We start from the raw sequence: 13,492 nt of genomic DNA, 5'->3' as shown, positions 1-13,492 counted from the left end.
CGCGCCGCCTCAGGAGGGGCGTGCCGCGGCGTCCTGCCGCTCGTGCGCCTGTTGCGCCAACTGCGACTGGCGTTCGAGCTCGCGCAGGAGATCGGCCAGTGTCCGGCCGGGTTCGTCGCGAAAGCGCTCTTGCAGCACTTCCACCGTGTCGATGCGGTCGATGCGGAAGCCGCGGAAACCCTCGCGCAGTTCGCACCACGCCGAGAAGGTCCACACCCGGCCCCAGTAGAAGCAGCCGAGCGGACGCACGATGCGCTGGCTGGCCGCGCCATTGACGTCGCGGTAGTCCATGCGCAGCTTGTGGCGCGACTGGACGGCTTCGCGCAGCGTCTGCAGGCGGTTGCGCATGCCGTCGTCCATCACGTACGCGGGGGCGTACAGAGCCTGGCTTTCGGCTGCGGCGCGGGCCGACGGTGGCAGCACGGACAGGATCTTGCCCAGTGCGCTTTCGATGTCGCGCGCCATGGCACCGTCGAGCCAGCTCTGGGCGAGCCGGGCCGATGCCACCAGCGCCTTGGCCTCTGCCTCGGTGAACATCAGCGGCGGCAGGTCGAACCCGATGCCGAGGCGGTAGCCGACGCCGGCTTCGCCCTCGAGCGGCACGCCCTGGCGCTGCAGTTCGGCGATGTCGCGGTAGACAGTGCGTTCCGAGATCTCCAGCCGGCGCGCCAGGAAGGCGGCCGTGGTGAGCCGCCGCCCACGCACGAGCTGGACGATCTGGAACAGGCGATCGGCGCGTCGCATGGGCGTGATGGTGCCAGATGCCCGCCGCGCATGGCGTCGCGGGCCGATGGACTCAGACCGCTACGGGGGCGCGCTCGACGCCGATATGCAGCGCGACCTGCTCCGGACCGCTGTAGGCCTCGAAGTCGCTGCGGAAGCGGCGCCGCAGCTCCGGGTGCCGCTCGAAGTAGGCATCGGCCTCTTGCCACAGCGCGTGCACCAGCGCCGGCATCGGCCCGCGCCCGCTGAACACGAGGTACTCGCCACCTTCGACCTGGACCAGCGGCGTGCCTTCGTGCACGGCCACGCCCGCGGTGACCTCGAAGCTGCCCGGGCCGGCCGCGCCGCGGCGGGTATAGACCCCGAACAGGCGTGGATCCGGCGTGCGCTGGGGGCGCTCGTAGGCGTCCTCCTCGAAGAAGCGCAGCCAGAGTTGTTCGACGCGCGCGGACGCCGGGTCCCGCTCTGCGGCAATGCAGGTTTGCTCGGTCAGGCCCGAGATGTAGAAACTATCCAGTCTTTCGAGATGGGGTGTCATGATGTTCGCTCCTTGTCTCACTCGCCGACCGCCATGCTGCGACGCCCCTCCTGACAGCGTGATGTCAGGAGCAGAAGGCGCGCGGAAAGGGCTTTGGAAAGAAAAAGGGCCCACGACGCCTTCGAGGCAGTCGTGGGCCCTTTCGGGGGGGCTGGTGCCGGTTCGGCTACAGCACGTCGCTGGCGAAATCCGCGAGGCGCGAGCGTTCGCCGCGCGCCAGCGTGATGTGGCCGCCATGCGGCCAGCCCTTGAAGCGGTCGACCGCGTAGGTCAGGCCCGAAGACCCTTCCGTGAGGTAGGGCGTGTCGATCTGCGCGATGTTGCCCATGCAGATGATCTTGGTGCCCGGGCCGGCGCGGGTGATCAGGGTCTTCATCTGCTTGGGCGTGAGGTTCTGGGCCTCGTCGATGATCACGTACTTGTTCATGAACGTGCGTCCGCGCATGAAGTTCATGCTCTTGATCTTGATGCGGCTGCGGATCAGCTCGTTCGTGGCTGCACGACCCCACTCGCCGGCGCCCCCGCCGTCGCCCTTGGCCAGGAACTCGAGGTTGTCGTCCAGGGCGCCCATCCACGGGCCCATCTTCTCTTCCTCGGTGCCGGGGAGGAAGCCGATGTCTTCACCGACGCTGACGGTCGCCCGCGTCATGATGATCTCGGTGTAGCGCCGGTCGTCAAGCACCTGCGTGAGGCCCGAAGCCAGCGCCATCAGCGTCTTGCCGGTGCCGGCGGTGCCTGTCAGGGTGACGAAGTCGACGTCCGGGTCCATCAGCAGGTTCATGGCGAAGTTCTGCTCGCGGTTGCGCGTGGTCACGCCCCAGACCGCGTTCTTGGCCGAGGCATAGTCCTTGAGCGTCTTGAGCACCGCGGAGTTCTCGCGGATCTCCGTCACCCGCGCGTACATGCTGGGTTCGCCCGGCGCCTCGAAATAGACGAACTGGTTGATGTACATCGAGGGCACGATCGGTCCGCTGATGCGATAGAACGTGCTGCTGCCGCTTTGCCAACTCTCCACCGACTTGCTCTGGCGCGTCCAGAAGTCGGGCGGCAGGGCGAGCGAGCCAGAGTAGAGCAGGTCGCCGTCCTCGAGCGTCTTGTCGTTCTGGTAGTCGTCGGCGTCCAGGCCCAGTGCACGCGCCTTCACGCGCATGTTGATGTCCTTGGAAACCAGCACCACCTGGCGCTTGCCCTGTCCCGGGGCGTCGACCGCATACCGGTCGCGCAGGGCCTGCACCACGCCCAGGATTTGGTTGTCGGCCTTGCCCTGAGGCAGGCTGGTGGGCAGCGAGTACTCCAGCGGCGAGGTCTGGAAGAACAACCGCCCGCCGGCGTCGCGGTGGCCGGTCGTGTCGAGTTTCAGGCCCTTTGCGATGTCGGCGCCATGGGCTGCCGCCAGCGCGTCGAGCATGCGGCTGCTCTGACGGCCGTTGCGCGCCACTTCGGTCGTGCCCTTCTTGTGGGCGTCGAGTTCCTCCAGCACGATCATGGGCAGGAAGATGTCGTGTTCCTCGAACCGGAACAGGCACATCGGGTCGTGCAGCAGCACGTTCGTGTCCAGGACGAACAGCTTCACCGGACCTTCCGATCGACGCCGCTTGCTTCGCGACGCCGGTTGCGCCGTGGGTGCGGCCACCGGTTGCGACACCGGCTGCGGCGTGGCCTGCGGTGTCAGGAGGGCGGAAACCGGGGCCGGCGCCCGTCGGCCCGAGCGGGCCGCAGGAGCGGCGGCCGGGGCGGGTTGCGGCTCTTGCGCGCGAGCCGCCGGACGGCGTGCCGCGGTCGTTGCCGCGGGCGGCATGGCGGCTGGCGCACCGCCGGGCTCGGCAGCCTGGTGATCGAACAGTTCGAGGGCCCGGTTGTCGCCGCCGGCGGATCGCTCGTCCGACCGGCGTTCGCCCGTGCGACGGCCGCTTCTATGGGCGCCGCGCGCGGGCGCATCGATCGCGTCCGGCGAAAGAAAGGACGCGCGCTTCGTGGGGGCGGGAGGCAGGGGCATGAGGTGTTCGGCTCGCTGGAAAAGACCCTTGAGAGGGCGCGGAAAACAAAAAAGCCGCCGGACTAGCCGGGCGGCTTTCTGCGGGGGATGCGGACGCGGGCGTCAACTGCATGAATCCATTATGCACAGCGCGTGTGACCGTACATCCCCTCGTTGCCCAGGGGCAACGCCCCTGCGCAACGGTTTGTGCGACTGTGCACAAATGTGAAGGTCAAGCCTTCTTGAGCGTCTTGACAGCCTTGAGCACGTCGTCGACGTGGCCGGGCACCTTCAGGCCGCGCCACTCCGCCTTGAGGACGCCGTCTGCGCCGATCAGGAAGGTGCTGCGCTCGATGCCCTTGACCTTCTTGCCGTACATGATCTTGTTCTTGACCACGCCGAACATGTGGCACATTTTTTCTTCGGTGTCCGCGATCAGCTCGAAGGGCAGCTCGAGCTTGGTCTTGAATTCCTCGTGCGACTTCATGTTGTCGCGCGAGACGCCGAACACGGTGGCGCCCGCCTTCTCGAAATCCTTGAAACGGTCGCGGAACTGCATGGCCTCGGTGGTGCAGCCGGGTGTGTTGTCCTTGGGGTAGAAGTACATCACCAGCACCTGACCGAGGTGCGACGTATTGGAGACCTTGATGCCCCCCGTGGCCGTGGCTTCGAATTCTGGAATGAGTTTATTGACAACGATCGCCATGAATCTTTCTATCTCCGCTTAGATTCCCCGCAAGGAAGGTTGGTCGTTGCTCGCCAGTGGCACCGGGCGCGAACGAGAAGACGGCGAACCCGAATAGGCGATCTTTGTGACCTGGTTTCCGGCACCCGATTTCCCTTCTCCCTTCGCAACGCGCCGTCGCGGTGGACTCCTTGGAAACTGGGGTCGGCAGGTCAGTTTGCAACCTGCGATTGTATCCTGAATCGGCTTGCCGAAGGCTCTCAGGGCACTTGCCCCGGCTCGACGAGCAGCGCGGCGACGACGTGCCTTCCCTCCGACGCCAGGATGTTGTAGGTGCGGCATGCCGCCGCGGTGTCCATGGTTTCCACACCTGTGCGGCGGGCCATCAGCGTGCGCAGCCACGCCGGCTGCGGGAAGCGGATGCGCCGGCCGCTGCCGAAGATGATCAATTCGGCGCCCAGGTCGGCCAGTTGCTCGAAATGGTGTGCCTGCAGGTCCTCGAAGCGGGTGCAGTCCCAGTCGAAGCGCTCGCCGCGAGAGCCGACCACCACGCTGGCCTCGACCCGTTCGTTGTCGATCGCGACCCAGCCGGGGCCGTGCGCGGTGAGGGTGGGGACGTCGGATTTGTCAGGCTGGAGCTTCATTCGAGAGGGCCGATCTGTGGTCAAATTATAGGTTTTCCCATTGAAATCACGGCCCGGTACCCGGTATATGGGCCAATTCCGCAAATTGCGGAGGGACTTTGAAAACCATCCAGAAATCGGCCAAGCTGGCCAACGTGCTCTACGACATCCGCGGCCCCATCATGGAGGCGGCCAAGCAGATGGAGGAGGATGGGCACAAGATCATCAAGCTCAACATCGGCAATCTGGCGGTGTTCGGCTTCGATGCGCCCGAGGAAGTGCAGCAGGACATGATCCGCAACCTGCCCAACTCGGCCGGCTACTCCGACAGCAAGGGCATCTTCGCTGCGCGCAAGGCGGTGATGCACTACACCCAGGAGCAGGGCATTGCCGGTGTCACTCTGGAGGACATCTACCTGGGCAACGGCGCCAGCGAACTCATCGCCATGGCGACCAACGCGCTGCTCGACGATGGCGACGAACTCCTGCTGCCGGCCCCCGACTATCCGTTGTGGACGGCGGTCACCAGCCTGTCCGGCGGCCGGCCCGTGCACTATCTTTGCGACGAAGCCAAAGGCTGGCTGCCCGACCTGGACGACATCCGGGCCAAGATCACGCCGCGGACCAAGGGCATCGTGGTCATCAACCCGAACAATCCCACCGGGGTGATCTACCCGGAAAGCCTGCTGAGGGACATCGTCCAGATCGCGCGCGAGCATGGCCTGGTGATCCTGGCCGACGAGGTCTATGACAAGGTGCTGTACGACGGCGTCAAGCATGTGGCGCTGGGCAGCCTGTCGACCGACGTCCTCACACTGACCTTCAATTCGCTGTCCAAGAGCTATCGCTCCTGCGGCTACCGCGCCGGATGGCTCGTCGTCTCGGGCGACACGTCTGCCGCCGGCGACTACATCGAGGGCCTGAACATGCTCTCGAACATGAAGCTGTGCGCCAACGTGCCTGGCCAATGGGCCATCCAGACCGCGCTGGGCGGCTACCAGAGCATCAACGATCTCACCCGCGAAGGCGGGCGGCTGCGCCGCCAGCGCGACCTGGCGTACGAGCTGATCACGGCCATCCCGGGCGTCAGCTGCGTCAAGCCGACGGCAGCCCTGTACATGTTCCCGAAGCTCGACCCGAAGATCTACCCGATCGAGGACGACCGCATCTTCTTCCTCGAACTGCTCAAGGAAACCAAGGTGATGCTGGTGCAGGGCACCGGGTTCAACTGGGCGACGCCGGACCACTTCCGCATGGTGTTCCTGCCCCATGAAGAAGACCTGCGCGAGGCCATCGGCCGCATTGCCCGCTTCCTGGAACGCCAGCGCAAGCGCTTCGGCACCTGAGACTCCTTTTTTTCGTTTCGACACCCGGCCGCCCCGCGGCGGCCTAAAGACAAGAGTGAAATCATGAAACCCATCCAGGTCGGCCTGCTCGGCATCGGCACCGTCGGCAGCGGCACTTTCAAGGTGCTCGCGCGCAACCAGGAAGAGATCAAGCGCCGCGCCGGCCGCGGCATCGAGATCACCATGGTGGCCGACCTCGACACCGCCCGCGCCCGCTCCGTGGTGGGCGAAGGCGTGCAGGTGGTGGACGATGCGCGCAAGGTCATCGGCAATCCCGACATCGACATCGTCGTCGAGCTGATCGGCGGCTACGGCATTGCCAGGCAACTGGTGCTCGAGGCCATCGCTGCCGGCAAGCACGTGGTGACGGCCAACAAGGCGCTGCTGGCGGTGCACGGCACCGAGATCTTCGCTGCCGCGCATGCCAAGGGCGTGATGGTGGCCTTCGAGGCCGCCGTGGCCGGCGGCATCCCGATCATCAAGGCGCTGCGCGAGGGCCTGACCGCCAACTCCATCCAGTGGATCGCCGGCATCATCAACGGCACCACCAATTTCATCCTGTCGGAGATGCGCGACAAGGGACTGGACTTCGACACGGTGCTCAAGGAGGCGCAACGCCTGGGCTATGCCGAGGCCGACCCGACCTTCGACATCGAGGGTGTCGACGCCGCGCACAAGGTCACGCTGATGAGCGCCATTGCCTTCGGCATGCCGGTGCAGTTCGACAAGGCGCACGTGGAGGGCATCACCAAGCTCGCCTCGCAGGACATCAAGTATGCCGAGCAACTGGGCTATCGCATCAAGCTGCTGGGCATCACGCGGCGCAATCCGGCGGGGATCGAGTTGCGCGTGCACCCGGCGCTGGTGCCGTCCAAGCGCCTGCTGGCCAATGTCGAAGGCGCGATGAACGCCGTGGTCGTCCAGGGCGATGCCGTGGGCACGACGCTCTACTACGGCAAGGGCGCCGGCAGCGAGCCCACGGCCAGCGCCGTGATCGCCGACCTGGTGGACATTACCCGCCTGCACACGGCCGACGCGGAGCACCGCGTGCCGCACCTGGCATTCCACCCGGACGCGATGAGCGACCTGCAGGTCGTGCCGATGCGCGAGGTGGTCACCAGCTACTACCTGCGCCTGCGCGTGGCCGACGAGGCCGGCGTGCTGGCCAAGGTCACGGGCCTGCTGGCTGGCGCCGGCATCAGCATCGACGCGGTGCTCCAGCGCGAGGCCGACGAGGTCGGTGGCGAAGGCTCCACCCAGACCGATCTCATCATCCTCACGCACGACACGCGCGAGGGCACGCTCGACGACGCGCTGGCGCAATTGCAGGGGCTGCCTTCGGTGCTGGCGCCGATCGTGCGGCTGCGCAAGGAAGAACTGTCGTGACCATGCGCTACCTCTCGACCCGCGGCCACCCGGAACGTCGCCGCTTCTGCGAGATCCTGCTCGAAGGCCTGGCGCCCGATGGTGGGCTGTACATGCCCGAGCGCTATCCGCAGGTGGACGCGGCCACGTTGTCGCGCTGGCGCACGCTGTCTTACGCCGAGCTCGCCTTCGAGATCCTGTCGCTCTACATCGACGACATCCCGCCGGCCGACTTGCGAGCGCTGTGCGCCAGGACATACACCGCCGAGGTGTTCGGCAGCGAGGAGATCGTTCCGCTGCGCGAACTGGAGGACGGCGTCTACCTGGAGGCCCTGTCCAACGGCCCGACGCTGGCCTTCAAGGACATGGCCATGCAGTTGCTGGGCAACCTGTTCGAGTACGAACTGGCGCGCCGCGGCGAGCAGCTCAACATCCTGGGCGCCACCAGCGGCGACACGGGCAGCGCCGCGGAGTACGCCATGCGCGGCAAGAAGGGCGTGCGCGTCTTCATGACGTCGCCCGACGGACGGATGAGCCCGTTCCAGCAGGCGCAGATGTTCAGCCTGCAGGACGCCAACATCCACAACCTCGCGATCGCCGGCGTGTTCGACGATTGCCAGGACATCGTCAAGGCGGTCAGCGGCGACCTGGCCTTCAAGCGCAAGTACAAGATCGGCACCGTCAACTCGATCAACTGGGCGCGCCTGCTGGCGCAGGTTGTCTACTATTTCGCCGGGTACTTCCAGGCCACCGCGGGCAACGACCGCAAGGCAAGCTTTGCCGTGCCGTCCGGCAATTTCGGCAATGTCTGCGCCGGCCACGTGGCACGCCAGATGGGCCTGCCGATCCACACCCTGGTGGTGGCCACCAACGAGAACGACGTGCTCGACGAGTTCTTCCGCACCGGGGTCTACCGGGTGCGCGGCGCGGCCGACACGCACGAGACGTCGAGCCCGTCGATGGACATCAGCAAGGCCAGCAATTTCGAGCGCTTCGTGTTCGACCTGCTCGGCCGCGACGCAGAACGCACCCGCGCGCTCTTCGAGGACGACCTGGGCCGGAACGGCCGCTTCGACTTGGGCGCCGACCCGGCCTTCGCCCAAGCCGCCGGCCGCTTTGGCTTTGCCAGCAGCCGAAGCACGCACGCCGACCGGATCGCCACCATCCGGGATACCGACAAGCGCTTCGCCACGCTGATCGACACCCACACCGCCGACGGGCTCAAGGCCGCACGCGAGCACCTGACGCCCGGGGTGCCTATGGTGGTGCTCGAAACCGCGCTGCCGATCAAGTTCGCTGCCAGCATCGTCGAGGCCCTGGGCCACGAGCCGGACCGGCCGGCGCGTTTCGTGGGTATCGAATCACTGCCCAAGCGGGTGATCCGGTTGCCGTCGGACGCCGAAGCCGTCAAGCGATACATTTCCGAGCACTGCGACTGACAATGGCCGCAAAGCGGACGCGATCGGCGTCCGCGGGGCACGGCCCGCCGGCCGCGCCCGTGGAGACAACGACCAAGCTGCGATGGAAGGTGTGCTGCGATGTATGTGATCGCCTTTGCGGGCTATTCCGGGGCGGGCAAGACCACGCTCGTGGAACGCCTCATTCCCGTGCTCAAACTGCAGGGCCAGCGGGTGTCGGTGGTCAAGCATGCGCACCACAATTTCGACATCGACCATCCGGGCAAGGACACCTGGCGCCACCGGGAGGCCGGTGCCTTCGAGGTGGTGGTCGCGTCCGACCGGCGGCTGGCGCTGATGCGCGAGTTCGAGCGCCCGGCGGAACTGAGCGTCCACCACCTGATCGCCGAACTCTACGAAGGCGTCGACTGGGTGCTGGTCGAAGGCTTCAAGCAAAGCGACCTGCACAAGGTCGAGGTCTGGCGCCCGCCGGAGCCCGGAGGCGTGGCGCGCCCGGCGCTCTATCCCGTGGACGATTTCGTCTGCGGCATTGCCACCGACGCGCCCGACCGTCTGCCGCAAGCCACGGGCCTGCCGGTGTTCGACCTCAACGACGCGGATGCGATCGTCGACTGGCTGCTGCGCAATGCGCACCGTTTCGAATACAAGGCCGATCTCTATGTCTGACCAGGCACCTTTCATCCGTCCGCCCCTGATGCCCCTCGACGAGGCGCTCGCGCGCCTGCTCGCCAACGCCCGCCCGCAACTGGGTACCGAGCGGGTGTCGACGTTCGACGCCGATGGCCGGGTGCTGGCGCAAGACGTTACGTCCGCGTTGACGGTCCCGCCACGCGACAACAGTTCGATGGACGGCTATGCCGTACGGACCGCCGACTGCGCGCAGCCCGGCGCCGTGCTGGTCGTGTCGCAGCGCATTCCGGCCGGCAGCGTCGGCGGGCCGTTGGCCGCCGGCACCGCTGCGCGCATCTTCACCGGAGCGCAGATTCCAGAGGGCGCCGATGCGGTGGTGATGCAGGAAGACACCGCCGCGCTGGAGGGCGAGGGCGGCCAGGACGCCTTCGGCCGAGTGCGGATCGACACCCCGCCGAGCGCCGGCCAGTGGATCCGCCGCGCCGGCGAGGACGTGGCCAGTGGCGACCTGGTCCTGCGCCGCGGCGAACGCCTGACGCCCCAGGCACTGGGTCTGGCCGCCAGCGTCGGGATGGACGCGCTCGAAGTGTCTCTGCGCCCGCGCGTCGCACTGCTGTCGACCGGTGACGAACTCGTCATGCCCGGCGAGGTGGCGCCGCAGGACATGAAGCCCGGCGCCATCTACAACTCCAATCGTTTCTTCATGCGCGCGCTGCTCACGAGACTGGGCTGCTCCGTGAGCGACCTGGGCATCGTGCCCGACAAGCGCGAGGCCACCATCGAGGCATTGCGCCAGGCAGCCGAAACCCACGACCTGATCGTCACCACCGGTGGCGTGTCGGTCGGCGAGGAAGACCACATCAAGGCGGCCGTGCAGTGGCTCGGCAGCCTGGAGCTGTGGTCGTTGTCGATGAAGCCCGGCAAGCCTTTCGCCTATGGCCGCATCGGCAACGCCCACGTCACCGGCCTGCCCGGCAATCCGGTGTCCAGCTTCCTGACCTTCCTGCTGCTGGTGCGGCCGTTCCTGCTGACGCTGCAAGGCGCCGAGCGCACGGCGCCTCAGCCGGTGCCGATGCGCGCGGACTTCGACTGGCCCCGGGCGGACCGGCGCCGCGAGTTCCTGCGCGCCCGCCGCAACGCGCAGGGCGGCCTCGACCTGTTCTCCAACCAAAGCTCGGGCGTGCTCACCTCCACCGTCTGGGGGGACGGCGTGATCGACACGCCTGCCGGCCAATCCTTCAAGGCCGGCGACACCGTCCAGTTCATTCCCTTTGCGACCTTGCTGGCATGACCAAGCAGATCCAGCTCAGGTATTTCGCCTCGGTACGCGAAGCCCTCGGCACCGGCGGCGAGCCTCTGCGCACCTCGGCCGCCACACTCGCCCAGCTGCGCGACGAGTTGATCTCGCGCGGTGGCGCCTATGCGCAGGCTCTGGCGCGCGGCCGCGCCGTGCGCATGGCGCTCGACCAGGAAATGAGCAGCGAGGACGCGACCTTGCGCGAAGGTTGCGAAGTGGCCTTCTTTCCGCCGGTCACTGGCGGCTGAACCACTCGGGCTCCTGTCCGGGCGTCGGCACTCGGGCGGCCAGATGCGCCGCGTGAGCATGCAAAGCACGAAAGCGTGAATTGGCACTTGCCTGTGCATGAGGTGCAGAGTGTCGCGTGCATCCCATTTCTCCGGCTGTTCTCTCGCTTGAATCCGGCACGAGGCACGTACAGTCCTTCGGCTTGATCTGAGGGATTGCGGCGATTCGCAGCGTCATCGCATCGCGAACACCGGGGAGGAACGAATGAGCGCAACGCAAGCGCCTCGAAGCAGGAAACTTCGTACGTGGCTGGTCCTGCTACTGGTGCTGCTGGCGCCGGTACTGTCTGTCGGCGGCTACGTCGCATTTGAACGCCAGCCGGACGATCCTCCGCGCCTCGACCTGCCGCCGTTCGACAGTGCCAAGGCTGCGCGGTTGTCACCGCAGAAGCGCGCAGCCTACGAGCAGGAACTGTTCAGCGAGATTCCCTCTTGGAGTCTTGGTAGCCGTCGCTATCCGAACCCGGCCGATTCCGCCAAGCGCGAGCAGCGCTGGATGCAGATGGCCAATGATGGATTCGAACTCGCGTACATCACGCTGCGCGTGCTGTCGCCTGCAACCCTGGAGGAGTATTCGATGCGAGGCCCCATGAAGCGCCTGGAGGCGTTGGCCGAGCAAGGCGATACAGGAGCCATGTGCCTGATGACGGCCTTGGCGAGTGGTGGAGAAGAATACGTCCAGCTCTACAAGAAGTGGCTCGAACGCGGCGCGGCGTTGGGCCACCCCGAATGCATGATCCGACTCGGCGGCAAGCTGCTCAGCGGAGACGACGGCTATCCAAAGGATGTTCACCGCGGGCTAGCTCTCGAATTTGCTGCGCGCCGCAAGTCAGGTTATGTGCATCTAGTGGGATCGCTGACGCAGCATTTCGAGAAGCCCATTCGCAGATTGCAGCCGCCAAGCGGGCTTAGAAGGCCGGATGGCAAATTGGTCCTGGACCTAGGCTACGGGAAACGAGCCGATATACGGCGTCTCTATTGTTGGCGTCAGGTCCAAAGTCAAACCTGGGATAGAGATACCGCCGCCGCAATACTACGTCGATTGCGTGTCGGCGCGAGCTTGGACGATCGCCCCGAGTTGAGGGTGATCTACGAGGATCTTCGGGACAAGCACTACACCTTGGAAGATTGTCTGAACATGGGAATGGGGGGGCAAGACCAATGAGCGCAACGCAAGCGCCTCGAAGCAGGACACTTCGTACGTGGCTGGTCCTGCTACTGGTGCTGCTGGCGCCGGTACTGTCTGTCGGCGGCTACGTCGCATTCGAACGCCAGCCGGAGTACTTCCCGCGCCTCGACCTGCCGCCGTTCGACAGCGCCAAGGCTGCGCAGTTGTCACCGCAGAAGCGCGCGGCTTACGAGCAGGAACTGTTCAGCGAGATTCCCTCTTGGAGTCTTGGTAGCCGTCGCTATCCGAACCCGGCCGATTCCGTCAAGCGCGAGCAGCGGTGGATGCAGATGGCCAACGATGGCTTCGAACTCGCCTACCTCACGCTGCGCGTGCTGTCGCCTGCAGCCCTGGAGGAGTACTCGATGCGAGGCCCCATGAAGCGCCTGGAGGCGTTGGCCGAGCAAGGCGATACAGGAGCCATGTGCCTGATGACGGCCTTGGCGAGTGGTGGAGAAGAATACGTCCAGCTCTACAAGAAGTGGCTCGAACGCGGTGCGGCGTTGGGGCACCCCGAATGCATGATCCGGCTCGGTGGAAAATTGCTTGGCGGAAGCGACGGCTATCCAAAGGATGTTCACCGCGGTCTGGCTCTGGAGTTTGCTGCGCGCCGCAAGTCAGGCTATGTGCATCTGGCGGGATCCCTGGCCCAGCATTTCGAGAAGCCCATTCGCAGATTGCAGCCACAAAGCGGCTTCAGAACGCCGGATGGCAAGTTGCTCCTTGACCTGGGTTATGGGAAAAGAGCCGATATACGACGTCTGTATTGCTGGAATCAGGTCGAATCTCAAACCTGGGATCGAGATATTGCCGCAGAGACGTTGAGGGATCTGCGAGTCGACTCGAAGGTGTTTGATCGCCCCGAGTTGCGGGTGATCTACGAAGATCTTAAGGACAAGCGCTACACCTTGGAAGATTGTTTGAACATGGGAACGGGGGAGTAAGACGATGAGCACATCAAAGCCCGAAACATCGCGCTGGCACGATTTGCGCAAAGACTGGACCGATCAGATTGAGATATTGCGCCCACGCTATAGAGCGGCCACGCAAGCAACGATTGATGCGACCCGTGTCTGGCGCATGGATCGCAATTCAGCCGGAAAGCAGGAAGCCCTCGCCCAAGCCAGTCTCGCCCAACTCGCCGCAGCCAAGGCGCTCAACGACTTCCTGGACACCGACCGCCGTGGCCTCAAGCGCGTCACGGTCATCGAGAATCAACTGCGGAACAACGACAGCCTCAGCCTCCTGGACCGACACGCCCTGCAGGTCGAGAAGCGGAACCTGATACGCACCGTCTCCGAGTTCCTCGACTTCAAGGAAAGCGAGGATCTGTCACCGGTCTATCCTCCTCCCGCCCGTGTCGAGGGCAAGATCCACTACTCGGACGGATCGGTGCAATGGGACCCGGCCACCAAGCAAGGCCGGGCCGGCATGGAG

Annotated in this window: 14 protein-coding genes; 9 read left to right on the top strand and 5 right to left on the bottom strand. The window is 65.6% G+C overall.

From position 1 onward, the window contains the following. Window positions 1–9 precede the first annotated feature (9 nt). The 5 genes from VES41_RS00070 to VES41_RS00050 all read right to left on the bottom strand — a co-directional run bounded on the left by VES41_RS00070 (window position 10) and on the right by VES41_RS00050 (window position 4,565). Window positions 10–744, bottom strand: coding sequence for a YafY family protein (locus VES41_RS00070; protein ID WP_324811443.1), 735 nt, complete (start codon window positions 742–744; stop codon window positions 10–12). A gap of 52 nt (window positions 745–796) precedes the next feature. Then, complete coding sequence (locus VES41_RS00065) at window positions 797–1,261, bottom strand: GyrI-like domain-containing protein (protein ID WP_324811441.1); 465 nt, start codon at window positions 1,259–1,261, stop codon at window positions 797–799. Between the two features lie 166 nt (window positions 1,262–1,427). Next, window positions 1,428–3,257: a PhoH family protein gene (locus VES41_RS00060; RefSeq protein ID WP_324811440.1), complete on the bottom strand. Its 1,830-nt coding sequence runs from the start codon at window positions 3,255–3,257 to the stop codon at window positions 1,428–1,430. A gap of 211 nt (window positions 3,258–3,468) precedes the next feature. Further along, window positions 3,469–3,942 carry a peroxiredoxin gene (locus tag VES41_RS00055; protein WP_324811438.1) on the bottom strand — a complete coding sequence of 158 codons (474 nt, stop codon included), beginning with the start codon at window positions 3,940–3,942 and terminating at the stop codon, window positions 3,469–3,471. Window positions 3,943–4,181: 239 nt separating this feature from the next. Further along, a complete protein-coding gene (locus VES41_RS00050) occupies window positions 4,182–4,565 on the bottom strand; it encodes an Mth938-like domain-containing protein (protein ID WP_324811436.1) in 384 nt (127 codons plus the stop codon). Between the two features lie 98 nt (window positions 4,566–4,663). On the opposite strand from VES41_RS00050, the gene VES41_RS00045 reads away from it, so the two are divergent. The 9 genes from VES41_RS00045 to VES41_RS00005 form a co-directional block, all read left to right on the top strand. Continuing rightward, a complete protein-coding gene (locus VES41_RS00045) occupies window positions 4,664–5,890 on the top strand; it encodes a pyridoxal phosphate-dependent aminotransferase (RefSeq protein WP_324811434.1) in 1,227 nt (408 codons plus the stop codon). A gap of 63 nt (window positions 5,891–5,953) precedes the next feature. Continuing rightward, on the top strand, window positions 5,954–7,276 hold the full coding sequence (locus VES41_RS00040) for a homoserine dehydrogenase (RefSeq protein WP_324811432.1): 1,323 nt from the start codon (window positions 5,954–5,956) through the stop codon (window positions 7,274–7,276). Between the two features lie 2 nt (window positions 7,277–7,278). After that, window positions 7,279–8,694 carry a threonine synthase gene (thrC, locus tag VES41_RS00035; RefSeq protein ID WP_324811476.1) on the top strand — a complete coding sequence of 472 codons (1,416 nt, stop codon included), beginning with the start codon at window positions 7,279–7,281 and terminating at the stop codon, window positions 8,692–8,694. Window positions 8,695–8,793: 99 nt separating this feature from the next. Continuing rightward, window positions 8,794–9,339, top strand: coding sequence for a molybdopterin-guanine dinucleotide biosynthesis protein B (mobB, locus tag VES41_RS00030; RefSeq protein WP_324811430.1), 546 nt, complete (start codon window positions 8,794–8,796; stop codon window positions 9,337–9,339). Beyond that, a complete protein-coding gene (glp, locus tag VES41_RS00025; RefSeq protein WP_324811428.1) occupies window positions 9,332–10,594 on the top strand; it encodes a gephyrin-like molybdotransferase Glp in 1,263 nt (420 codons plus the stop codon). Before mobB ends, glp begins: the two co-directional genes overlap by 8 nt. Then, entirely contained in the window at window positions 10,591–10,848 is a 258-nt protein-coding gene (gene moaD / locus VES41_RS00020) for a molybdopterin converting factor subunit 1 (RefSeq protein WP_324811426.1), read from the top strand. Before glp ends, moaD begins: the two co-directional genes overlap by 4 nt. Window positions 10,849–11,092: 244 nt before the next feature. Then, window positions 11,093–12,052, top strand: coding sequence for a hypothetical protein (locus tag VES41_RS00015; protein WP_324811424.1), 960 nt, complete (start codon window positions 11,093–11,095; stop codon window positions 12,050–12,052). After that, complete coding sequence (locus VES41_RS00010) at window positions 12,049–12,999, top strand: hypothetical protein (RefSeq protein ID WP_324811422.1); 951 nt, start codon at window positions 12,049–12,051, stop codon at window positions 12,997–12,999. Before VES41_RS00015 ends, VES41_RS00010 begins: the two co-directional genes overlap by 4 nt. Window positions 13,000–13,003: 4 nt before the next feature. Next, window positions 13,004–13,492 (top strand): hypothetical protein (locus VES41_RS00005; RefSeq protein ID WP_324811420.1); only part of this gene is annotated, 489 nt, incomplete at its 3' end.

Source organism: Variovorax sp. (assembly GCF_035634955.1).
In the GTDB taxonomy this organism is placed as follows: domain Bacteria; phylum Pseudomonadota; class Gammaproteobacteria; order Burkholderiales; family Burkholderiaceae_C; genus Variovorax.
This window is presented reverse-complemented; position numbering and strand designations above follow the sequence as displayed.

What these genes read in the sequence shown, in the direction of transcription:
- VES41_RS00060 (WP_324811440.1), bottom strand. Translation starts at nt 3,257, where the DNA reads ATGCCCCTGCCTCCCGCCCCCACGAAGCGCGCGTCCTTTCTTTCGCCG.
- thrC (WP_324811476.1), top strand. Translation starts at nt 7,279, where the DNA reads ATGCGCTACCTCTCGACCCGCGGCCACCCGGAACGTCGCCGCTTCTGC.
- glp (WP_324811428.1), top strand. Translation starts at nt 9,332, where the DNA reads ATGTCTGACCAGGCACCTTTCATCCGTCCGCCCCTGATGCCCCTCGAC.
- VES41_RS00040 (WP_324811432.1), top strand. Translation starts at nt 5,954, where the DNA reads ATGAAACCCATCCAGGTCGGCCTGCTCGGCATCGGCACCGTCGGCAGC.
- VES41_RS00010 (WP_324811422.1), top strand. Translation starts at nt 12,049, where the DNA reads ATGAGCGCAACGCAAGCGCCTCGAAGCAGGACACTTCGTACGTGGCTG.
- moaD (WP_324811426.1), top strand. Translation starts at nt 10,591, where the DNA reads ATGACCAAGCAGATCCAGCTCAGGTATTTCGCCTCGGTACGCGAAGCC.
- mobB (WP_324811430.1), top strand. Translation starts at nt 8,794, where the DNA reads ATGTATGTGATCGCCTTTGCGGGCTATTCCGGGGCGGGCAAGACCACG.
- VES41_RS00055 (WP_324811438.1), bottom strand. Translation starts at nt 3,942, where the DNA reads ATGGCGATCGTTGTCAATAAACTCATTCCAGAATTCGAAGCCACGGCC.
- VES41_RS00015 (WP_324811424.1), top strand. Translation starts at nt 11,093, where the DNA reads ATGAGCGCAACGCAAGCGCCTCGAAGCAGGAAACTTCGTACGTGGCTG.
- VES41_RS00070 (WP_324811443.1), bottom strand. Translation starts at nt 744, where the DNA reads ATGCGACGCGCCGATCGCCTGTTCCAGATCGTCCAGCTCGTGCGTGGG.
- VES41_RS00065 (WP_324811441.1), bottom strand. Translation starts at nt 1,261, where the DNA reads ATGACACCCCATCTCGAAAGACTGGATAGTTTCTACATCTCGGGCCTG.
- VES41_RS00050 (WP_324811436.1), bottom strand. Translation starts at nt 4,565, where the DNA reads ATGAAGCTCCAGCCTGACAAATCCGACGTCCCCACCCTCACCGCGCAC.